Annotated in this window: 15 protein-coding genes; 5 read left to right on the forward strand and 10 right to left on the reverse strand. The window is 40.0% G+C overall.

Annotated elements, in window-relative coordinates; translation table 11 throughout:
- Window positions 1-269: 269 nt before the first annotated feature.
- The 5 genes from drt3b to WDB87_RS07275 form a co-directional block, all read right to left on the reverse strand.
- The gene (gene drt3b, locus WDB87_RS07255) at window positions 270-2,186 is read right to left on the reverse strand and encodes an antiviral reverse transcriptase Drt3b (RefSeq protein WP_337849463.1); all 1,917 of its coding nucleotides are present in this window, start codon (window positions 2,184-2,186) and stop codon (window positions 270-272) included.
- Complete coding sequence (gene drt3a / locus WDB87_RS07260) at window positions 2,179-3,357, reverse strand: antiviral reverse transcriptase Drt3a (RefSeq protein WP_337849464.1); 1,179 nt, start codon at window positions 3,355-3,357, stop codon at window positions 2,179-2,181. The genes drt3b and drt3a overlap by 8 nt, the downstream gene beginning before the upstream one ends.
- A 588-nt stretch (window positions 3,358-3,945) precedes the next feature.
- Window positions 3,946-4,878, reverse strand: a complete 933-nt coding sequence (locus tag WDB87_RS07265; protein WP_337849465.1) for an exopolyphosphatase — start codon at window positions 4,876-4,878, stop codon at window positions 3,946-3,948.
- Window positions 4,879-5,220: 342 nt separating this feature from the next.
- Entirely contained in the window at window positions 5,221-6,669 is a 1,449-nt protein-coding gene (locus WDB87_RS07270; RefSeq protein WP_337849466.1) for a dihydrolipoyl dehydrogenase, read from the reverse strand.
- An 81-nt stretch (window positions 6,670-6,750) separates the two neighbouring features.
- A complete protein-coding gene (locus WDB87_RS07275) occupies window positions 6,751-7,479 on the reverse strand; it encodes a glutathione peroxidase (protein WP_286244988.1) in 729 nt (242 codons plus the stop codon).
- Between the two features lie 109 nt (window positions 7,480-7,588).
- Between WDB87_RS07275 and WDB87_RS07280 the strand changes: the two genes are divergently transcribed.
- The gene (locus WDB87_RS07280) at window positions 7,589-8,485 is read left to right on the forward strand and encodes a LysR substrate-binding domain-containing protein (protein WP_286247762.1); all 897 of its coding nucleotides are present in this window, start codon (window positions 7,589-7,591) and stop codon (window positions 8,483-8,485) included.
- Between the two features lie 252 nt (window positions 8,486-8,737).
- On the opposite strand, the gene WDB87_RS07285 is transcribed toward WDB87_RS07280, so the two are convergent.
- Window positions 8,738-9,934, reverse strand: a complete 1,197-nt coding sequence (locus WDB87_RS07285) for a flagellar assembly protein FlgT (protein WP_286244986.1) — start codon at window positions 9,932-9,934, stop codon at window positions 8,738-8,740.
- A 142-nt stretch (window positions 9,935-10,076) separates the two neighbouring features.
- Between WDB87_RS07285 and WDB87_RS07290 the strand changes: the two genes are divergently transcribed.
- The 3 genes from WDB87_RS07290 to WDB87_RS07300 all read left to right on the forward strand — a co-directional run bounded on the left by WDB87_RS07290 (window position 10,077) and on the right by WDB87_RS07300 (window position 13,337).
- A complete protein-coding gene (locus tag WDB87_RS07290; RefSeq protein ID WP_286244985.1) occupies window positions 10,077-10,532 on the forward strand; it encodes an LPP20 family lipoprotein in 456 nt (151 codons plus the stop codon).
- Window positions 10,533-10,671: 139 nt separating this feature from the next.
- The gene (locus WDB87_RS07295; RefSeq protein WP_308447153.1) at window positions 10,672-11,379 is read left to right on the forward strand and encodes a transglutaminase-like cysteine peptidase; all 708 of its coding nucleotides are present in this window, start codon (window positions 10,672-10,674) and stop codon (window positions 11,377-11,379) included.
- On the forward strand, window positions 11,379-13,337 hold the full coding sequence (locus WDB87_RS07300) for a bifunctional diguanylate cyclase/phosphodiesterase (RefSeq protein ID WP_286244983.1): 1,959 nt from the start codon (window positions 11,379-11,381) through the stop codon (window positions 13,335-13,337). Before WDB87_RS07295 ends, WDB87_RS07300 begins: the two co-directional genes overlap by 1 nt.
- A gap of 133 nt (window positions 13,338-13,470) precedes the next feature.
- On the opposite strand, the gene WDB87_RS07305 is transcribed toward WDB87_RS07300, so the two are convergent.
- Genes WDB87_RS07305 through WDB87_RS07320 form a run of 4 tightly spaced genes read right to left on the reverse strand, consistent with a single transcriptional unit; the run spans window position 13,471 to window position 19,662 of the window.
- Window positions 13,471-14,058: a LuxR C-terminal-related transcriptional regulator gene (locus WDB87_RS07305; protein WP_286244982.1), complete on the reverse strand. Its 588-nt coding sequence runs from the start codon at window positions 14,056-14,058 to the stop codon at window positions 13,471-13,473.
- A gap of 23 nt (window positions 14,059-14,081) precedes the next feature.
- Window positions 14,082-15,503: an HlyD family type I secretion periplasmic adaptor subunit gene (locus WDB87_RS07310; RefSeq protein WP_337849472.1), complete on the reverse strand. Its 1,422-nt coding sequence runs from the start codon at window positions 15,501-15,503 to the stop codon at window positions 14,082-14,084.
- Window positions 15,497-17,635, reverse strand: coding sequence for a type I secretion system permease/ATPase (locus WDB87_RS07315; RefSeq protein WP_337849467.1), 2,139 nt, complete (start codon window positions 17,633-17,635; stop codon window positions 15,497-15,499). The genes WDB87_RS07310 and WDB87_RS07315 overlap by 7 nt, the downstream gene beginning before the upstream one ends.
- Window positions 17,636-17,688: 53 nt before the next feature.
- Window positions 17,689-19,662, reverse strand: coding sequence for a TolC family outer membrane protein (locus WDB87_RS07320; protein ID WP_337849468.1), 1,974 nt, complete (start codon window positions 19,660-19,662; stop codon window positions 17,689-17,691).
- Between the two features lie 225 nt (window positions 19,663-19,887).
- Between WDB87_RS07320 and WDB87_RS07325 the strand changes: the two genes are divergently transcribed.
- A partial coding sequence (locus tag WDB87_RS07325; RefSeq protein WP_337849469.1) for a retention module-containing protein occupies window positions 19,888-23,332 on the forward strand: 3,445 nt, incomplete at its 3' end.

The following is a 23,332-nucleotide window of genomic DNA, read 5'->3' on the forward strand; positions in this document are numbered from 1 at the left end:
TAAGTTGACTTCTGTGTTTTTCTATTTCTGTGTTTTTCTATTTCTGTGTAGCACATGTGTAGCACATGTGTAGCAACGTGCTTGTTGCTCTAGTAAATATAAATTATATTCCACCAAACAAAAGCTTTGGTTTGAATTAGAAATGGGAATTTAATTTTTTTTGGGGGGGCTACCCGCTTCATTTCGTGTGTGTGGCATTAACATGCCCTTATTTAACATGCTTATAAAAACGCAGCTAAACAGTAACAATATCGAAACGGGTAGTCGAACTAGTCGTAAGAAAAAACAAATTCTCTCTTACTTAAAATGTTTTGTAAGTACTTAGTGTCTTTCCAGCTAACAACAAAATCATACTTTAATACTTCGTTAATTTTATTATCGTTAAAAGTATTACCAGTTTTGGCTTTTATCTTTTCTACTATTACCTTTCTTTTCTGTTTATCTATGAAAGGGCAAGAAGAGAAATCAAAAAACATTAAAAAAAACTCAGTCGATTTAAAGTTATCTGCATGATTAGAGATAAAAGCTTCAGCGTCTTTGATTAATTCTAATCTAAATTCATTGTATTCAATTTCATCTCTTATGTACAACATGAAAGTTACCCAACTAAAATAAAAATCTTGAGTATCGGATGACTTTCTAATATGAGTATAATACTGCTTTAATTTACTTTGGGTGAGATGAAAGGCGCTTGGTAGCATAGTAAGTATCACAAGTAGGTTAAGAGTTTCTAAACCTACAATACCTTTTGAGGAGCTAGTAATTATACTAATAGCTTGTGACACCATATCGAATATTTTCTTATTGATTAAATCTTTGAAGTTTTCAGACCAACTAGCAATTAGTGACAGTAAGATATTAATCATTCTTGCTAATCTGTCTGTTGTTCTTATTCTTATATCCATTGCATGTATAAAAAATAGAACGTCAAGATCGACTAGGAGCCAATTAACATGCTCAATGTCAATAGAGTCAAGTTGCGAAGTTCTATTTAAAAAAAGTTTCATTTTCTTTTCTATGGAGCTAAATAAGTAGTTAGAGATAGAGTTATATTGAACATCATATTCAGCAAGTGACATTTTAATCGAAGATATTGTTTTATTTGCCTTCCAGTCAGGGTGCTGTAATGATGCGATTGTTTTATCTTCTTTATATCTACTCTTATAAAGTTCATTTATTGTGGTTCGTAACGCATTTTTTGACAGGGAAATTTCAGTTGCAAAGGGGCGCTTTACATAAGATGTTTTTGAATCATTGAGATATAATTTGTATTCAATTAAGCACTTTTCTAAGGCTGAAAAAACCGTATCACGTACACTTTCATCTCTATAAAATATGAAATAATCATCAACGTATCTTCTGAAATCGTAATCTTGACCAACGACTAGTTTCTCAATACCGTTTCTACCTTTATCTAACCTTTTAATTAAATCCAAATCTATTTGTTGCAGAATTATTTCTGCAAAGATACGCGACACTTCAGGGCCGATAATTATTCCATTCGTTTCCCTATAGTTTATATCTTGCATTAAAGAATCGAATTCCCCATCAAAACTACCATAAGGTTTATCTTTAGCTAATCTTTTACTTTTTGTTGCCCAACCAATTGAGTGTGTGTATATGCTCGGGAAGCACTTAGCAATATCAGTTTGCATCATGTAGCTAAATCGTTTTTCTAATTTATGATAATCATATGATTCAAAAAATTTGTATAGGAAAGAATAACGTTTAAATTTAAAATATGAGCTAGATGTAACCCTATCTTCTGCGACCCCCTCAACTCCAGCGTATCCACTTTCTGCTCCAAAAACCTTACCATAGAATTTAGTTGTTTTTTTTGCTGGAAACCTAAGGGACTTAGTTGATTTATTACAATAATATTCTATGAGCTCTGAAAAGCTATCGTAGAAATCACAAACTCTTAATTGTGCAGCTGGATGCATAATTGATAGCTCACGAAATTTAACACCTCCCCTAGAGATTGAGTAATTCAAAGGTATAAAGTTATTTTTACTTCCTGCAAAATTATTGCCTAATCCAGATACCGTTTCGTATAGGCTACAGCGCTTCTTTAAGGCGTTATACATGGCATAGTTTGTATACCAAAGAGGGAGCTCATAAGGCAAAACATCAGTCAATAATGTCCGTAATTTATCTTGAGTATCCACATTAATTAAATTAGACATTTTTCCAAACCTGATTTATTAAAAAAGCTTTTCTTCTTGTGAACTTTCCCTGTTTTTTATTTGTAACAGAGCCGTAGAATGATATTTTTGATAGAGAAGTAATATTAGCAGGAGTAAGCCCATATATAGGGTTGTTGATCATTTTTATTAAAAAACCATCTAGCATTTTTAAACAGTGATAGTTATCAGATACAAACCTATAATTATGTGCAATACCACTCAGTAAAGTACCGTTCTTACTTTTTTTAATCACTTTAATTACAGCTAGATAGTTAAGTCTTTGTTGTAATAATCTTAGGTTTGATGTCTTTTTATATTCATTAAGGCTTTTTGCTATTTTTTGTTTTAATTTATTTATCTTATCTAAGGAAATGGTTAGCTCAACCTTATTTGCTCTGTTCCTTGTGGGGGTAACGGTAAATTGGTATCCAAGATAATTAAATTTTGCACTTTGAGATAAACCAATATATTGTTTATGACTGCTCTCATTTAAAACCAAATTGATCTTATTTAGCTCGTTTTTTAACGCTTCCAATAAAGTGTTCTGGGTATGTTTATCAACTAAAATGAACAAGTCATCTACGTAACGAGTATAGTAAATCACACCATCAAACTGCTTGATAAACTTGTCTATTGGTTCTAAATAGAGTTCTGCTAATGTTGGAGAAATGGCTAAGCCTCGAGGTAAACCTTTAATGTCGGTTTCTTTGCTGTGCTTTAGGATTGAATGAAGTAATTTCATTGAGGTTGGGGCAAGTATCATATCATCGTCTAATTTTTTGACGGCTTTCTCAAAATTCATGGATTCATAACATTTTTCTATATCAAGCCTCATTACAGCATAATCACCTGAATCTTTTAGCAATGTAGATACCTGACTTATAATCCTATTTCTATCTGATTGCCTAACCTTATAAATTCGTCTGATGTATCTGTCGAGTATTTTAATGGATATAGCATCTTCAATATCTGCTGCTTGATATGTAGGTTTTCCTCTTTTAGGTTCGCATCTTAATGGAGATATTATGTAATTTTTAGATTTAATAGCTTCAGCGAGTTCATCGATAGAATCTTCAATATCTTCAAAATTATCTAGAAAATTCCAGCGGAATACATCTTTGGATGTGAGTACTTTTTTAATTGCGGTGTTATCGAATGTTTGTTTAAGCATGTTTCAATGAGATCCATATCATTTTAAAGTGCCTTCATTTTAAATAGTGTGCTGTATATAATTTTAGTTAGCAACTAAATCATAGATGTAGTGGATAAAATTAAGGTTAAGTACAGTTATTTACAGAACTCCAAGTAAGATCTTTCTTGCCATTCTGGCAAATAGTTAATTAAAGGTTATTTTGGTTTTGTGCTGGTGTTTGATATGAGCTAAAGCTCAATAGGTAGCTTTAGCTATTTGAAATGTTGTGTTTAACTACAGCGTTATTTAAAAGTGATAGCTTTAGCTCTTTTTTAGATAGTAGGGAGCTTTAGCTAACTTGTTTCAGCTTTAGGTTATGCTTTTTCTACCTTCCATGAGTAATGCCTTGTAATTATAGCTTTACCAGTGAACCACAAGCCTTTTACTTTGAGTATCAGTTCACCATCGTAATAGCATTGTGAATATTGGCTTGTTTTCTAAATTGCGCTTGAGTGTTTATAACTAAAAATAAGAAAAGCGAGTAAATATAAATCAACTCGCTTTACAATCTTGATAGCTGATAGCTGATAGCTGATAGCTGATAGCTTACAGCTTACAGCTTACAGCTTAACCATCACTGGTAATCTTATCTATCAGCTCACCAAGCACTGCTTCGGCTTTGCTGGTTTCTACTTGGCAGGTGCCGGCGTTTAAGTGGCCGCCACCGCCGTATTTAAGGCATAACTCGCCCACATTGGTGTTTGAGCTGCGGTTGGTGATTGATTTACCTATGGCAAACACTACGTTTTGTTTTTTAAGGCCCCACATTTTGTGAATTGATATATTGCAGTCGGGGTACATGGCGTAAATAACAAAGCGGTTGGTGGCGTAAATGGTTTCTTCTTGGGTTAAATCTAACACCACTAAGTTTTTATGAACCGTTGCACATTGTGTTATTTGCTCTTTGGCCTTTTCGTTATGCTCGTTATACAGCGCAACGCGTTCGGCTACGTCTTCCATTTGTAAAATCTCTGCAATGCTTTGATCTTTACAAGCATCGATTAGTTTCATCATTAGTTGGTAGTTTGAAATTTTAAACTCGCGGAAGCGGCCGAGGCCTGTGCGTGCATCCATGATAAAGTTCATTAATACCCAATCGGTTGGGTTGAGTATTTCGTCTTTTGAGAACTGCGCTGCATCGCCTTTATCTACCGCGTCCATCATGTCTGTGCTGATGTTTGGAAATTTTTCTGCGCCGCCATAATAATCATAAACAACGCGTGCAGCAGACGGAGCTTTAGGGTCAATTACATGGTTTTTAATATCGCTTGCGTTACGTACGGTTTCGCTTAAGTGATGGTCAAATGCAATATGGCAACCTGCAACGTAGGGGAGGTTAGTGGTGATGTCGTTTGCAGTTATGTCTATTTTGCCATCTTGCATGTCTTTTGGATGTACAAATAAAATGTCGTCAATTAGGTCTAAGTCTTTTAACAGTACGGCACATACCAAGCCGTCAAAATCGCTGCGGGTGACTAGTCTAAATTTATTATTGGGCATAGCTTTTCCATTTTGTTGTGATTGAGTTCTCAAATAAGTGTAACAGCTAAAATAACTTTTGAGAGGTTATAGCAATCTAATTAAAAATTTAGTTATTTTAGTGTGCTAAATAAAGCGCTGGCGGTGTTGTTATTTTCTTAATTAAAACAAGTAAGTAGCGTGATTTTATTAGTTGTCAACACGCTTATCCATCCTCAAAATAGATCATTTAATTAAGCGAATTGATATAACCTATTTTTTAACATAATTAGTATTGGCGTAAAAAAAGCACATAAAAAAGCCAAAACAGATGTTTTGGCTTTTTGTTAGCAAGTATGTATTTGTTTTATCGTTGTATAAAAGTTAGGCGCCGGGTCCACATTCCATACAGCTGTTAATAATATCTGGGCCAAATTTTAGTTTGGCGTTTAAGTCACGCAGTGCGGTGCGTAAACCTTCTTCAATTACTGGGTGGTAAAATGGCATATCCAGCATTTCTGGTACGGTCATTTTGTTCTGCACAGCCCATGCAAGTAAGTGGGCTATATGCTCGGCTTGTGGGCCAATAAATTCTGCACCTAAAAATAAGCCTGTGCCTTGCTCTGCGTAAACGCGCATGTGGCCTTTATTTTTAAGCATTACTCGGCTGCGGCCTTGGTTTTCAAAGCTTACTTCACCTACTTCAAAGCAACCACATTCACCTAGGCGCTCTGTAATTTGCGAATAACTTTCGCCAACCATTGCTATTTGCGGGTCACTAAATACGGCGGCAATTTTAGCGCGGCGAAGGCCAATGCGTACATCGGGGAAGCGCCCGGCATTTTGGCCGGCAATAGTGCCTTGATCAGATGCTTCGTGCAATAGTGGGATCATATTGCTGGCATCGCCCGCTATAAATATATTTGAATCACCACATTGCATTGTATGTGGGTCGGCATGTGGCACGCCGCGTTCATCAAGCTCAATGCCGGTATTTTCTAACCCTAGTTTGTCTACGTTAGGCACTCGGCCTGTGGCTGCAAGTACGTAGTCAAATTGCTCGGTGTGTTTAGCACCGTTTTTATCGGTGTAAGTAAGCTGGGCTTTATCGCCAATTTGCATCATGTCAGATACGTTTGAGTCGGTATCTACAAAAAATTCTTCAGCAAAAACTGTATTTGCATAATCTTTTACTACTGGATCTGTAAGTGGGCCAATTGCGCCGCCTACACCAAATAGTTTTACGTTTACGCCTAGTCGGCTAAGTGCTTGGCCAATTTCTAGGCCTATTACGCCTGGGCCAAATACGGCCACTGATTCTGGTAGGTCGTCCCAGTCAAATACATCATCGTTAATAATTAGCTTGTCGCCAAAGTTATTAAATACGCCAGGGTATGAAGGGCGTGAACCGGTGGCAATTACAAAGCGTTTAGCAGTAATAATTGTGTGGTCATCAATTTGCACGCGGTTAGCGTCTAAAAATTTAGCGTAACCACGAATTTTATCTTCATTTGGTAATTCATCTACGGCCTCTACTACAAATCCTGCAAAGCGGTCTCGTTCGCTTTTAACGCGTGCCATAACTGCTTTGCCGTCTATTCTTGGCTTTGAGCTATGTACACCAAATGCAGGTGCCATTTCAATTGAATGCGCGGCTTCGGCTGCGGCAATAAGTAATTTACTTGGCATACAACCAACGCGTGCACAGGTAGTACCGTACGGGCCTGATTCAATCATTAATACGTTAGGAGTAAATTGTTTAGCGTTACGGTATGCGCTTAAGCCTGCAGTACCTGCACCTATAACAACAACATCGGTTTGCAATTCTTTCATAGTGGTTTCCTTTATTATTTTCAATCTAAGCGATGAGATTGATATAGAGGGGCGTACACGCCCCTGCTATTTATAACTTACTTAAGCAAAGTATTTTTCTAAATCATCTGAGCCGCCAATGTGTTTACCACCAATAAATATTTGTGGAACAGTGTCACGGCCAGTAATTGCTTTAAGGCTGGTTAATGTGGCACCTGCACCCATAACAACTTCTTCAAATGCGTAGCCTTTTTCTGTTAGTAGCTCTTTTGCTTTTTTACAGAATGGGCAACCAGGCTTGGTAAATACAGTTACAGGTTCTGGCTTAGCTTGTTTTGGATTGATGTAGTCAAGCATTGTGTCTGCATCAGATACTTCAAATGGGTCGCCTGGTAAGTCTGGCTCGATGAACATTTTGTCGATAACGCCATCTTTAACTAGCATTGAGTATCTCCAGCTACGCTTACCAAAACCTAAATCGTTTTTATCTACTAACATGCCCATGCCGTCAGTAAATTCGCCGTTGCCATCGGGTAATAATGTGATGTTTTGCGCCTCTTGATGCTCAGCCCATGCGTTCATTACAAATGTATCGTTTACTGATACACATACAATTTCGTCAACGCCATTTTGTTTAAGAACGCCAGCTAGCTCGTTGTAGCGTGGCAAGTGGGTTGATGAACAGGTTGGCGTAAATGCACCCGGTAGTGAAAACACAACAACGGTTCTGCCTTTAAAAATTTCGTCTGTGGTTACTGATTTCCATTCGTCGTTTTGACGTGTTGCAAATGTAACGCTTGGGATTGTTTGACCTTCAATATTCTTTAACATAGTTTGTTCCTCTTGATTTGTTGGAGCCATTATGGCGAGAATTTAAATATAGTTCCAATCGTTTGTTTGTATTAAACTAATAGGTATAGCCTATCAGGTGGAGATGAATTTGAACTTAAAAGATTTAGAGTATGTAAAAGCAATTGCGCACCACAAGCATTTTCGCAAAGCAGCAGAAGCTTGTTTTGTTAGCCAGCCTACATTAAGTGGGCAAGTAAAAAAGCTTGAGCAAGAACTTGGTGTTGTTGTGTTTGACCGCTCAACTAAGCAAGTTACATTAACAGCGCAAGGTGAACGTTTGTTGACACAAATAAATGTTATTTTAGAGCAAGCAGAAATTTTAAAAGAGCTGGCGGCGACTTCAAACGGGCCGCTACAAGGTAAGCTAAGAATTGGTATTATTCCGACTATTGCGCCGTATTTACTCAGCGCTTTACTAACCTCTATGAAAGCAGCGTTTAGCGATAGTCACTTTTCGTTTATAGAAATGCAAACCGCAACTATTTTAGACGCGCTTGATAATGGCGAACTTGACTTTGCAATTTTGGCCGATGTACCCGAACTTAAAAATTACTATACGGTTAATGTATATAAAGAAGATTTTGTGGTGGCTGTTTCAACCGATAATTCGTTATCTAACCGTAAAAAAGTAGCGCTGAGCGACCTGCAAAGTTGTAGCCTATTAATGTTAAGTGATGGTCATTGCTTTAAAGATCAAGCCCAAAAGTTTTGTTTTGCTGCGGGGGTGGATGTGTCAAACCAATATCAGGGCAATAGTTTAGAAACTTTATTGGCGCTGGTGGCTATAAATGATGGGGTTACCTTTGTGCCCAAGCTTGCATGTACACCGCGTGTAGGGATTGATTATTTACCTATTTTTCCTAATCAGCAACGTAATGTGGTATTTGCTTGTAGAAAACACTACCCACATTTAGCGGGCGTAGAGCAATTAGCGCAATGGTTAGCAGAGCACCCAAATTTAAAGCGAGCGCTCAGGGCGTGTTGACCTTTGTGGATTGAAATTTGTTCAATCTAGGGGCGATTAAATCGCGGCGTGAGGTTTGTAACCTAGTGGGCTAAGTAAAAAGCGAACAACAAGGAGTTAATCGTCCCTAAAAAGAACCCGTTGGGCAGCGCATGTTTGGTCTTTATGCTACGTTATCGCCTATTTATGGGGAATAACCACACTTCATAGGCTCTGCCTTGCCTAAAAACCAAACACACGGCTGCAAATTCAATCACCAAAGGTTAACACGCCCTATTTACCGTCTTGGCTTACAATTTCTACCACGTCGTTTATTTGTACCCCAGGTAGTGGTTTATCGTTAAGGCTTACAGCAATGGCACTTTGTTTATAAAGCTGCTCAACCATAATGGTGTTAAGCGTGGTAATGGTATGCGGCATGGTATTGCCTTGTGCATCGGTTAAGTAGTTATGGTGCGCAATGCTTAATAGTTGGCCTTTTTTAAGGCCATGATCTTTGCCTAGGTTTATCACTAATTTATTGTTTTCCATGTGCATTATTTTTCCCTTAGTAGGAAAACACGCCATGGCTGCCTGTATATCGTAACTGGCCGTTTGATTGATATCGCTAATACTTTGCCCAAAAGGCGATTGCCAAAACCTATCACTATTTACATCAACTATGGCTGTTTTTTCAAATGGCCATACAGCTTGGGTATGATAGCTGTTTTGCCATAATTGCTCGTACGTGGTGCCATCAAACAGCATAAACTCAATAGTGTAGCTGCGCTGGTAGGTTTCGTCTTGCCAAAAGGCGTAGTCGTTATTGAGTTTATCGCTTGGTGCTAAATTGGTTATTTGACTTAATAAAACATATTGCGCGTTGCTTCTGGCTGAAAGCTCTTCTAGCTGTGCATTTGAGTAGTCGTGCTGCTGATTAAAGTAATTGTCTACATTAATTGCTTTATTGTAGTAAGCAACAGGGAGGGCGCTCATTTTTGTGCTTTGCAAAGCGCTAAATAACTTTTTACTAATGGCTTTATTTACGTCAAATATTTGACCCATTAAGGCGTGCTCACGATGAACAAGTTGGCTTTGGGTTACAGCAACAAATTTATTAAAGTTACTTTGTGGACATTGCTCTGTTTGGGCAAATACATCTAGCCTAAGGGTAATGGCAAATTGATCGTTTTGGCGTTGCTCGCTCACCAGCTCTATTTTTTGAATTTCGCCATGGCTGCTAATTTTAAGCTGATCTTGTGTTAGTACGCCGTCTACCAAGGTTTGTACAGAACTAACCCGTGCGCCAGAAAACACTAGCGCTTGGGTTATTGCATCTTTAATGGCAGCCGATTTAGCGCTGCTAATGTCGCCATTTTGTATTTGTGCATGGCCCGTAGATTCAAACCATTGTGCGAAAGTACTGGCAGAAAACGTTAATAAAGCAGCGCTAGTTACACCTGCAAATAGTGACGATAAAAACGTGCTCATACTGGTACTCCACATAAATTAGTTAATTACGCTTTAGCTAAGCAAGGAGTGCACCAATATTAATACTCTAAGTTAACTTGTAAGTAATTAATGGCATTAAACCTGCATTTGTTTACGCAATTAGTTTAAAAGGTGCAAATAAATGCGTGCAATTATATTACTTACTTTAGCAAGCCTTGGCCTTGCCGGTTGCAGCAACGTGTTTGATAAACATGTTGAATATAAATATGTAGAACCAAATAATTATCCCACACTTAAAGCGGTTGGTTATGCGCCTATTAGCTTGCAGCAAGGGGCTAATAAATCGCAAAAGCAATTAATGGCAATTAAAGCTTCTAAGCTTGAGGCATACCGCGAGCTGACTGAGCAGGTTTATGGGCAAAAAATTACAGCGGGCACGTCTGTAGCGGGTGCAATTGCTCAAAACGATTATATGGAAAGTAAGGTGCAGGGCATAATTAAAGGGGCACAAATTATTAAAACGTACTCTGTTGACGATGTATACGTGACCGAGCTTGAGCTAAACATGAAGCGCGTTCACGACTTATACATAGGCGAAATTAAACCACGTGAAGTTAAAAAGGTGACCTACTACTAAGTTGCTAGGGTGACTAAAAAAACACTGAAAAATATCTCACCCGGCTATATTGAGTGCTATGCTGTTGTTACGAATAATATTTGAACAAGTAGTGTAGCATTTAGGATATGTTTTTAATTTTTCTTTTTTTGGGCTGTGAATGACACTTAGGCCTACTCTTTCCTCTAATAAGCTATTTTTTTGGTGCAAAAGCAATTTGCGCTATTTACTGCTATTTTTTTTACTTTCAAGCGGTGTGTTTGCGAGCCGTTTAACCATTCAATTTAATACCTTTATAGAATTAATGGGGCAAAAGTATGGCCCTGCGCGTGTAACTGTTGCCCGAAATTGGCAAAGAATGTTGGTACAAACGCAAAATAAACCAGAACAACAACAAATACTTATTGTGAACGACTTTTTTGCACGCAACCTTCGTTACCAAACCGATATACAGCTTTGGAAGCAAAACGACTATTGGGCAACGCCATTAGAAACCCTAGGCCGTGGTTTAGGTGATTGTGAAGATTATGCTATTGCTAAATACATTAGCTTACGCGCCTTAGGCGTAAGCGACGACAAGCTTAGGCTGATATACGTAAAAGCTAAGCTTGCTGGAACAAACAAAACACAAGCACACATGGTATTAGGCTACTTTGCTACGCCTAATGCTCAGCCGCTTATTTTAGATAGTTTAATAACAAAAGTGTTACCTGCAGCAAAACGCGTTGATTTAAGCCCGGTATTTAGTTTTAACAGCCAAGGTTTATGGGCAAATAACTCGACCAAAAGTGTAGCTAGCCCGACAGCAAGGCTATCGCGTTGGCGTAAAATTTTGGAGCAGACATCACAAGAAGGGGTTATGTGGTAATGGCATCATTTTCCTTATTTAAGTTTTTCAAAAAAAGAAAAATTACTCTTAGGCAAGAGTTGTGGATCACCTTGCTGGTGGTGATTTTTGTTGGCTTTATAAGTAGCGTGTTAATAAGTACTAACTCTGCTAGAAACTATTTTTCTACGCAGCTGTATTTAAAAAATGTTGATAATGCCAGCTCTCTAGCTTTAATGATTAGTCAGCTTGAAAAAGACCCTGTAGAGCTTGAGCTTTTAGTGTCGGCCACATTTGATACTGGCCACTATAAACGCATAGAACTGCAAGACCCGAATGGTGAAGTGATTGTAAAACGCGTATTTACCGACACGTTAGAAAATACCGCACCAGCTTGGTTTAGAGCGGTATATGCACTTAATGTACAACCAGGCGTAGGGCAGGTTAATAACGGTTGGCAGCAATTTGGCACCTTATTTGTTGAAAGCCACAGCCAATATGCCGAGCAAGCATTGTGGGAAAGTGCTCTCAAATTGTTTTTTAGCTTTTTAGTGGTCGCCTTTTTTGCCTGTGCCATAAGTGCGTATTTATTACGTAAAATTTTAACGCCACTTGATGATGTGGTTTACCAAGCTAACGCCTTTGGCGATAAGCGCTTTATTAAATCAAAAGTGCCAAACACCTTTGAGTTTGCACGCCTTGTGCAGTCGATGAATTTGTTATCGACACGGTTTAGCCGCATTATAAAAGAAGATAATAAACGCTTAGAGGAGTTGCGTTTTAAAGCCCAGCACGATGAGCTAACAGGGCTTGCCAATCGGGAATATTTTAGTGCCACATTAGAGGCTCATTTACAAAAAGTGAAAGATCATGCTCATGGTGCTTTGTTTTTATTTAGGGTGGTTAATTTAGATAAAATAAGTGAATCGGTTAGTCGTGTAGAAATGGTTAACTTTTTACGCCGTTTTTCTCAGGTGTTAACGCAGTTTTTGGAGTCGAATCAGGCGCACTTTTCAGAAAACTATATTGCGCGTATATCACATACCGACTTTACCGTTTTGTTTAGCGATACTGACGATATACAGGCGCTTAGCGAGCAAATTACCTTACTTCATAAATCGATTGTTGACGAATACAAAAATATTGATTTGGCCATTGTACACAGTTGTACCTACATAGAGAAAAATGACACCCGCTTTGATTTATTACGCCGTGTAGATGGTTTATTAAAAACAGCAGATAAAAAACCTGGAGTGCAAGCTAAAGTAATTGATAATAAACAAAAGAGTGAAATTTTTGATGACTCTGCTGGCTGGAAAAAGGCTATTGAGGATGCACTTGAGCAAAAAACTATACAATTAAATTGTTTAGAGGTTATGGGTTTTAACGACGTCTTGTTACAGCACCAGCTTAGTTTAAGTTTAGAGTTTGGCGGTCAACATTATAAATCTAGCTACTACTATCAATGGGCTAATCGCTTAAACCTATTAGCGCGTTTGGATTGGAGTTTAATTAAGCAAATTGTTAAACAGTACGGTGAAGCGCCACCAAATGAGTTAATTGCTGTAGAGCTTTCGGCGCAAACATTAATGGATGATACTGCGCTTGCTTCGGTATTAACTTATGTGTCTGCCTTTCCTGAATTGGCAAAAAATATATGTTTTGATATACGCGAAAACATTGTCGTAAACGAAAAAGATATATTTAGAGAATTTTGTGAGCAGGTGCGTTGTATGGGCGCTAAAGTGGCACTAAAACGTGTGGGACCTGAATTTACTAAAATTAAGAACATTCAAGAATTTGGCTTAGAAATGCTAAAAATAGACAGCATCTATGCACATAACATTAGCTACAGCCAAGACAATCAAACTTTCTTACGCGGTGTTTGCACATTAGCGCATTCTATTGGTATTAAAGTGGTCGCGCAGGGCGTAACGAGCCAAGACGATATAGATACACTGGTTAATCTTGGCTTTGATGGAGTAATTAAAGAGTCGTAAAGCGACTCTTTAATAAAAGTGAGCGGTTTAACAATGGCGGCGAATAGGTAAATGCAATTCAGTATTTAGCCTATGAGCCTTTGTTTACTGAGTTTAACTATAACTGGCAAAGGTTTTATTATTCTACCTTAAGCTAGCTACCTTTAACTGCTAGCATAAGTTGTATACGGTCACGCACTTTCAACTTAGTGAAAATTGAGCTCATGTGCTCTTTAATTGTTCGCTCTGTAATATTAAGTGACTCAGCGGCTTGTTTATTGGTTGCCCCTGTTATAACTATATCTACAACTTGGCGCTCCCGTTTAGTTAAGCTTTGAATATCGCACGCTTGGGTGTAATTTATTTGCTGCTGGCTTAGTGCCCCAACAATATTAGATAGTAGCTGCCCAGGTAACCACAAGCCGCCTGAGCAAATAGTTTCAAGTACTTGTTGTAGTATTACTTTAGATGCAAGTGCTTCTACATAGCCTCTTGCGCCTGCTTGCAGGGCTGCTCTGAGCTCCTCTATTTCTAGGTTTGTGGTCATCACAATAACCGGCAAGCGTTTATGGGCATATTTTTTTACCAGTTCAAGCCATCCCGAAGTGCCCGCCAGAACCCATATAATACTCGATGCATTGATTTGCTTTGGTTCTTTGGTGCATATTACACAACCTGCAAACGCACTTTGCCAGTGGCTCGATTCAAGGTTTGGTTGTGTAATAAATATACTTTGACGCATTAATTTACTCCAATAAATTCACTTTAGCGTTCTGTCATTGCTTGCGATGTAGCTCTCAGTACGGGTTTAAGTAAATATTCTAAGACGGTTTTTTTACCAGTAATAATATCCACTTGTGTGGTCATCCCTGGAATTATAGTCAACTCTTCAGAAAAGTTATTTTTAGTGGTTTTTAATTGCACTAAATAAAAAGTATTTTCTCTATCGTCGGTGATTGTATCTGCACTTATATGCAGTACCTCTGCTTCTAGTCCGCCATAAACTGCAAAGTCGTAGGCGCTAAACTTAATCATGGCGGGCTGCCCTGGGCGTAAAAAGGCAATATCTTTAGGCGGTATTTTGGCCTCAACAATAAGTTGATCGTCTAAAGGAACTATTTCTAAAACGTCACTGCCGGGTTGTAAAATGCCCCCTACGGTATTAACTAATAAACGTTGTACAGTGCCTTTAACAGGTGATTTGATCTCAGTTTGGGCTACTTTATCGGCAAGCCCTGATTCGGTTTCTTTTATTGACTCTAAACGCAGCAATGCCTCCGAAAGCTCGTTGTTCCAGCGGTTGATCATTGCAAGTTCGACTTCTGTTACTTTGTTTTTAGCTTCGTTGATAGCTGATAAGCTGCGGTTAATAACGGCTTTTGTACGGTTTATTTCGCCGTTTAAATCGACTATTTCTCGCTCTAACCTTATTATGTCTATGTCAGAGACAGCACCTGTTCTTAACAGTGGGCGTGTTACTTGCAGCTCGCGATTACTTAGCTTCAAAGCGCTTGTATGCTGTTGCAAAGCAGCTTTTGCTTCAATGTGATCTTGCCTGCGTTGCTCTAACTGGCGTTTATGAATTGCCACTTGCTGCTCTAATTCTTGGCGATTACTTAAATATATTGAGCGCTCATGAGCGACCGCCTCGGGTACTTGCTTAACAAGCTCATCAGGAAAAACGAGTTCTTCTTTTCTGGTAAGGGCTTGTAATCTAGCTACTTTTGCAGTGAGTGATTGCACTTTAGATTGGTTTTCTCTAAAGCTTGAAATAAATCGAGTAGGGTCAATTTTTATTAATACGTCACCTTCTTCAACAATTTGCCCTTCTCGAATATTTATTTTTTCTACCATACCGCCATCGTAAGATTGCACTAACTGTAATTTATTTGATGGGATAACGCGTCCTTCACCACGGGCTACTTCATCGAGTGGCGCAAAGCCTGCCCAAACAGTAAGCAAAATGAATGCAATGCAAATAAGGTATAACAAAAAGCGTGCGCTGGCAGGCTCTTGCTGCATTTTTTCCCATTGGGCATCGACCACCCAATCTTGCGATTCAGGAGGTGAGAGCCAGCCTTTAAATAAGCGATTAAAGATTGAAGGCTTACCTTTTTTACGTGCTTCTATCGCTTTGCTAACCGATTCAAAAGAGCGCTGCTCCAGTGGCTTTTTATTATTCATGATGCTTGCTCCACTGTTTGGTTGTTCAGTGCGGCAATGACTTTTTGTTTAGGTCCATCGGCAACTATTTTTCCGTTATCGAGCATAATGATACGATCGACCAGCGCAAGCAAAGACGAGCGGTGAGTAACTACAATCAAGGTTTTATCTTGGGTGGCGGTTTTTAAGTTTTGAATAATTTTATTTTCACTATTGTGATCAAGCGATGAGGTAGGCTCATCTAGCAGCATAATAGGGGGGTCGTTTATTAGTGCGCGCGCTATACCTATTGCTTGCTTTTGGCCGCCAGAGAGTAGGCGACCCTGTTCACCAACCTGCAGGTCAAACCCATCGGGGTGAGAATTGATTAAATCGAATAACTGGCTTTTTTCGCATGCGCTAATTATTTGCTCATCTTTAGCATGCCATGCGCTTATAGTGAGGTTGTCTTTTAAGCTACCAAAAAACAACGCTATATTTTGTGGCACATACCCTATGTTATGACGAAGTTCTGCGGGGTCAATTTGTTGGATATTGTTGTTATCAACCATTACGGAGCCTGAGGTCGGGTCGTAAAGGCCTAGAATAAGTTTTTCGAGGGTGCTTTTCCCTGAGCCATTACGACCCAAAATAGCGACTTTTTCGCCTGCTTTTATTTTAAAGCTAATATTGCTTAGGGCATTGGCTGCACCGTCTTCATACTTAAAGCATACGTTTTCAAACTCTATTTCTCCGTTTAATACGGGATGGCTTAACCAGTGTTTATTTGGCGGACGTTCAACGTCTTTTTCCATTATTTCGTTAAGCGATTGCATAGCAATGGCGGCATGATGATATTGCGCAAGAACAGCGGCGCATTGCCCAAGCGGCCCCATTGCTCGCGATGAAAGTAAGTAAGCAGCAATTAACCCCCCTTGTGTGAGCTCACCTTCTATAACTAAATGTACACCTATGATCATAATGATCACGCCAACACATTGTTGTATCCATGCTGCGCTATTAGAAATTGAGCTTGAGATTAAGCGACTTTGCGCATTAACCTGAGCAATATAAATTGTTGATTTTTCCCATGTTGATTGGGTTTTGCATTCGCTGTGAAAGCTTTTTATATCTTCAATGTTGGTTAAGCTTTCTACAAGTATGGAGTTGCGCATTGAGCTTGCTTTCATGGTTTGCTCTGAAAGCGCTTCAAGTTTTCTGTGCGCTGCGATGCCATAACTTAAAAGTATGAGTGCGCCTGCGATAATGGGTAGGCTTAGCGGTACACCTATTATTGCAATAACAATTAGATATATAGCCACAAAGGGTAAGTCAACCAGCGCGACCAAGGTTATTGAGCTAAAAAAGTTACGTACGGCTTCAAACGATTGTATGTTACTTGCAAATGACCCCGCTGATGAGGGTCTATTTTTAAGCTTCATTCCAAGTACGCGCTCCATAATAACCGCAGACACTTTTACATCTATACGACTCGCCGCAAGCTCTACAAAGTAACTGCGCACTAAGCGTAGTACAAAGTCGGCGGTTAGGGCTATTAAAATGCCTATGGCTAAAACCCAGAGGGTTTCTGTTGCATGATTAGGAACTACTCGGTCATATACATTCATTACAAATAAAGGCATGGCAACAGACAAAACGCCCAACGCAATGGCGGAGATTATGACGTCTTTATAAAGTGAGCGGCATTCTTTTATTACGCCCCAAAACCAGCCATCTTTAGAGAGCTTTTCAAGCACCGGGGAGCGCTCATCAAACATAAACTCTGGATGAGCGTAAATAATTAAACCTGTTGATTTTTCAATTAACTGTTCAAGGTTTTCTTCTACAACAGACTCGGTTAGCTCGGGATAAACAACTTGCGCTGTTTGTTTTTGGTTATCAACAGCGGTTACTACACACGCCTGATTATTGTTTAAAATAATTATGGCGGGTAATAAAGCAGTATTAATTTGATTAAGAGGCTTATTTACAACTTTTGACTTAAACCCCACACGTTTTGCCGCACGTGCAAACCCTGAAGGCGTTAAATTTCCATCTGTTAGTGGGAGGCCATTCAATAGGGCCTCCCTCGAAAAATCTTTATCATGAAAGCGGCACAATACTGCAAGGCAATCTACCAGTGCGCCGCCATGATCAAGTACATCATTTAATTCCATATACCATCCAATGTTATGAAAAACCTTATAAATTTATTTGTTTTAAACACCTCTTAATTATCGGTAATAACCGCCTCAATGCGCCGGTTTGCCGCATTAGCACGTACAGAAATTTCATTAACGCGTGGCTGATCAATGCCATAACCAAATGACTGAACGCGATTAGGCGCTATACCAAATTGCTCAATAAGTAATTGTGCTACGGCAAAGGCGCGTTGCTCTGAAAGTTTACGGTTATATTTTTTATCGCCATCTAATGAGGCGTGACCTTGGATCTCTACCTTTTTGTCAGGGTTATTTTTTAAAAACTCCGCGAGCTTCTCTACCTCTTGCAAGTACTCTGGGCGCACTTGGCTTGAGTCGGCAGAAAAGGGAATACCTATTTCAACTGAGTCGGTTGCTTGGTCATACAAAGTACACCCAGATAGGTCTACATTTGTTCCCGCTGGCGTGCTTGGACAAGTGTCTTGCTCGTTAGGAACGCCGTCGTTATCGTCATCTGCAAAACTCGATGCGCTAGGGGCTTGTGGTGGCATCTCTAAATACCTTGGCATTGCAGTAACGCTCATGTAGGCGTTATCTTGCTCGGCTTTTTTTTGTAAAAAAGCTTTGCGTTTAAAGGTGGCAGCTACATCGTAACTTGGGCATATATTTTGTGCGTTATGCACTATTGGATCATCTGTTAACTCTGTTAATGTTGGGTACTTGTCAGACATAACATTTAGGGCTGGCAATAGTTTACCCATTTCGTTAAGCATAGTTAAAATGGCTGTTTGTCTATCGTATTGAGCAACAATGTACGAACGGTTAGATTGAAACGCTTCGTTTTCAGCGTCAAGAACATCAAGCAAGGTGCGTTGGCCAATATCAAATTGGTCTCGGTAGGCTATTTTTACCCTGTTTGACGAGTTTTTATAGCTTTCAAGCGTGGGTAGCTTTTGCTCTATATTGCTCACATTATGATAGGCAATTTGTAGGCTTTGACGAATATCAACACAAGCTTGATCGCGTTGATATTTGGCAATATTTACATCTTGGTATGCTTGCTTAAGGTTAGCGCTATCTAGGCCCCCGTTGTACAGGTTATAGGTTATGTCTATACCGACCCGTGCTTCGGTTCTGGTTTCGTTTAAACCTAGCTCGTCTCTGTCTTGTGTGCCGTAACGGGCAGATAAGTCTACGTTTGGATGAAACGCTGCTTTTTGTGCCTGAGCATTGGCTTCTTGCGCTTCTATATTATATAGAGATGCGTAAAAAGTAGGGCTGTTTTTATAGGCTATATCAAGCGCTTGGTTAATAGAAATGGGTATGTTTTGCTCATCTAATTTAGCTTGTTTTATATCATTAACGGGTAGCTCGCCAACAACTCTTAAATAACGCGCTGTTACATCGTGCAGGTTAGCGTACTCGGTTAGCACATTAGATTGCGCTAGCGATAAGCGCCCGCTAATTTGCTCTAGATCTGCTGCTCGGGCAACACCGGCTCCTACACTTTGTTCAATTTGTTGGTATACAGACTCGTGTTCTTGCAGGTTTTCTTCAGCGAGTGTCACAAGCTCTTTAAATTTTTGCACATCTAAAAATGCAATAGATGCATCTAATGCTGTTTGCTCTGTTTGTGAGAGTAATTCAAAATACCGAATGAGCTGAATGCGCTCAAATCTTTCAACGGTGTTAGACGTTCTAAACCCGTCGTAAAGCATTTGAGTAACACTAAGCTCTGCCGTGTTGCGGTTGTATTCGTCTTCAATACCGTAATTTCGGCGCTCATAGCCTGCGCTGGCAGATACATCAACACTAGGTAAGTAGCCTGAGCGAGCTGCATCTACGCCATAAATTGAGGATTTAAAAGTATGCCATGCTTGCTGTACTTCTGGATTATTTTCAATTGCTTTACTGGTAACGTACGTAAGCGGTAGCACTGAGCTGTCATTGGCGTTTGCCACATGCGTTGCGCCCAGCGCACTTAGCGTTATGCCTATAAGCAGTTTTCCTCTTTGCTTTAGTAAAGTATTTTTTGTAATCATTTCTTCCTCTTAGGGGTTACTTAGGCTATCAATACCTACCCTATGGTTTAGTCAATAAATACATATTTCGCAAATAATCGTTTTGGCTAGCATAAAATTTATTATCTACCACTTTTTTATTTTTAATGTTTTTCTAAAAACTGTACTTGAGTACAGTATCTAATGCGTTTTGCTGTTCTACATTTTAATTAATAGTTTTTAATTCTTATGTTTGAGGTAAGTGAAATGGAATCTAATCAATTATTAGTAATAGACTTAAAAGGGTCTGCTGGTGTTGTTTTAGAAGATGGCACAATTAAGCCACTTGAAATAGGCGATACTATTACTGTGGGCGATTTAGTGGTTACCGCTGATAATTCATCGCTAACAATTGATGTGCAAGGAGAAACTCTGTCGATTCCTGCTAATCAAAACGTAAAAATTACCCCTGATTTACTAGCACAAGAAACCCGCGATAGCAGCGAAACCACAGTGTTTGACGAAAGCTTAGACGCGGCCATTGCAAGCTTAGAACAAAATGATAATAACGATGGCCAAACGGCGGCTAATTCTGATGTTACTGACTTTTTAGATGCCTTAGAGGGCGATGGTGATATTTTAGATAATTTAGAAGCAACAGCCGCAGGTGGTGCTGGTGGCGCGGGCTCTGGCGGAGGAAGCTCGTTTGTTCAGCTTACACGTATTGCAGAGGGGGTTAACCCTAATAGCGTTGCATTTGATTCAAGCTTTGATCCTGATTCTACAGAAGCACTAAATATTCGCGACACCTCTGATGGGGTAGTTCCTGATGATGGCACTGCGTCACTATCATTAAATGAGGTAGGTTTAACTAATTCATCTCAGCCAACAATTAGTGGTACAAGTGAAAACTTAGTGGGTGAAACAGTAAATATTACTGTGACAGATGAAAATGGTAACTCTCAAGTAGTAAGCGCGGTTATTAACCCAGATGGCACGTTTGAAATTACATTGCCTAACCCGATAGCCGATGGACCCGTGAGCGTAGTTGTTGAAGCCACCGACCCGGATGGTAATGCGTTTAACGATGCTATTTCTATTGAGATAGACACCACAGCGCCGGTAATTAATATTGACCCTGTTGCAGACTCTGCATCTCAAACAGTAACGGTTACGGGGTCGGTAGCGGGCTTGAATACTGGCGACAACGTCTCTGTAACACTTACCGATAGCACAGGCACACAACAAACGATAGTGACACAAGTTGATGCACAAGGTAATTGGAGTATTACCACTACATCGCCTTTGGCAGAAGGGGAGTTTAATGTTAACGCAGTAGCAGCTGATGCCGCTGGTAACCAAGCAATTGACCAAGCAGTTGCGAGTATTGATTTAACCGCTCCAGAAATTACAGTTACAGTAGCAGGTGAGACTAATAATGCTACGCCGCCATTAACGGGTACTACAACCGGTGTGCCACAAGGTACTGAAGTAACAATCACAGTAACCGACAGTGCAGGCGAAGTGCAGCTTTTAACAGCTATTACCGGTGAAGATGGTAGCTGGGCTGTTGATGTGGGTGTGGCACTACCAGAGGGTGATTTTACTGTTGATGCGCAGGTGAGTGATAGCGTAGGCAACCAAGCACTTGCAAGTGATGCTGGAATTATTGACCTAACGGCACCAATTGTAGAAATTAATGCGATTGCCGATACGCAAGATACAACCCCTGTTATTACAGGTTCTGCGCAGGATGTGCCAGCAGGCTCGGTAATTACTGTGGTTATTACTGACATTAATGGACAAGTTCAAACGCTGTTAACGCAAACAAATGATGATGGCAGCTGGTCTGTCAGTGTTTCTACACCTTTAGCACAAGGTGAGTTTGAAGTTAATGCAACCGTGACCGACACTGCAGGTAATGAGTCACAAGCAGTAGAGCAAGGGTTAGTTGATTTAACTAGCCCTGAGATAACGGTTACGGCCATTGCAGACACTAATGACACAACGCCTACTTTTGTAGGACGTGTTGAAGGAGCACCAGAGGGCTCGGTAATTACGGTTTTAGTAACCGATAGCGACGGTAATGTACAAACCTTAACAACCACGCTTGAGGCTGATGGCACGTGGAGTGTTGAATCGCCCAACGCTATTCCTGGCGGAGATTTTAGTGTTACCGCGACAGTGAGTGACCCGGCGGGTAATGAAGCATCCGCGCAAACAAGTGGTGAAGTTACATTTGCCCCTATTTCTATTCAAATTGACTCTATTGCCGATACCAACGATACCACGCCATTTTTAAGTGGTAATACCGCTAATGTGCCTGCTGGTACCACTATAACCCTAACTATTACCGCAAGTGATGGCAGTACTTTTAATCTTTTAGCGGTCACTCAAGAAGATGGTTCTTGGAGCGCTCAAGTTACACAGCCTCTGCCTGAAGGGGATTTTACTGTCGTTGCAGCTGTTATAGACGATGCGGGCAATGAGGCGCAAGCAAGTACGGTCGGTAATGTAGATTTGACCGTAAGTATTAACTTTATTATTGATACAAATGATACCACTCCAACAATTAGCGGTACTACGCAAGATGTTGACGCAGGAGCGGTGGTTACAGTTACCTTTACAGGCAGTGATGGCGCAACAGAAACTGTGCAAGTAACCACAAATGCCGATGGTTCGTGGTCGATTGAAGCAACGGATGAGTTGGTAGAGGGTCAATTTACGGTGGTTGCAACAGTAACCGATGCTGCTGGCAATACTGCCTCTGCTACTGAAGTAGGCGAAATTGATTTAACCGATCCTGCGATTACTATTAACCCAATTACAGATACCAACGATACAACACCGAGTGTTTCAGGCAGCGTTGTAGATGTACCTCAAGGTACTGAGGTCATTTTATTAATAACCGATAGTGACGGTAATCAACAAACTATTACAGCAGTTACTAATGCCGATGGAAGTTATAGCGCCGATATACTTAATGAACTTAGCGAAGGTGACTTTACAGTTACTGCAAGTGTCAGTGACGAAGCTGGTAATAGTAGTACAGCAACGGTTACTGGCACCATAGATTTAACCGCACCTACCGTAACTATAGATAATATTGGTGATACAAATGATACAACGCCTACTATAAGCGGGTCTACTCAAGGTTTAGCAGCGGGTAGTGTGGTTACTGTGATTGTGACTGATAATGCTGGCGCTGAGCAGCAATTTGTCACTGCTATAAATGGTGATGGCACATGGAGTATAGATGTCCCACAAGCATTAGCTGAGGGTGAGTTTAGCGTGGTGGCAAATGTAAGTGATAGTGCTGGTAATAGCGCGCAAGACTCACAAACTGGCATTATAGATTTAACCGCACCAACGATTAGTGTAAATGATTTTACTGACTCTAGCGATTCAACCCCTGTATTTAGTGGTACCACAACGGATGTTGAGCCTGGTAGCTCGATCACTGTATTAGTAACAGACTCTAATGGTGACTCGCAAACCTTAACGGCAGTTGTTGCAGAAGATGGATCATGGCAAGTAGGAGCTACAGCACCTATAGCTGAGGGAGAGTTTACAATAACGGCCACAGCCACTGATGCAGCAGGAAATGAAGCCTCAGCTTCAACCACAGGCGTTATAGATACCGCAGGACCCACAGTAATAATTGATCCCGTGGGCGATACAAACGACACCACACCGACTATTTCAGGATCGG

Origin of the sequence: Pseudoalteromonas sp. C12FD-1, from assembly GCF_037414265.1 — a bacterium.
Classification (GTDB): domain Bacteria; phylum Pseudomonadota; class Gammaproteobacteria; order Enterobacterales; family Alteromonadaceae; genus Pseudoalteromonas.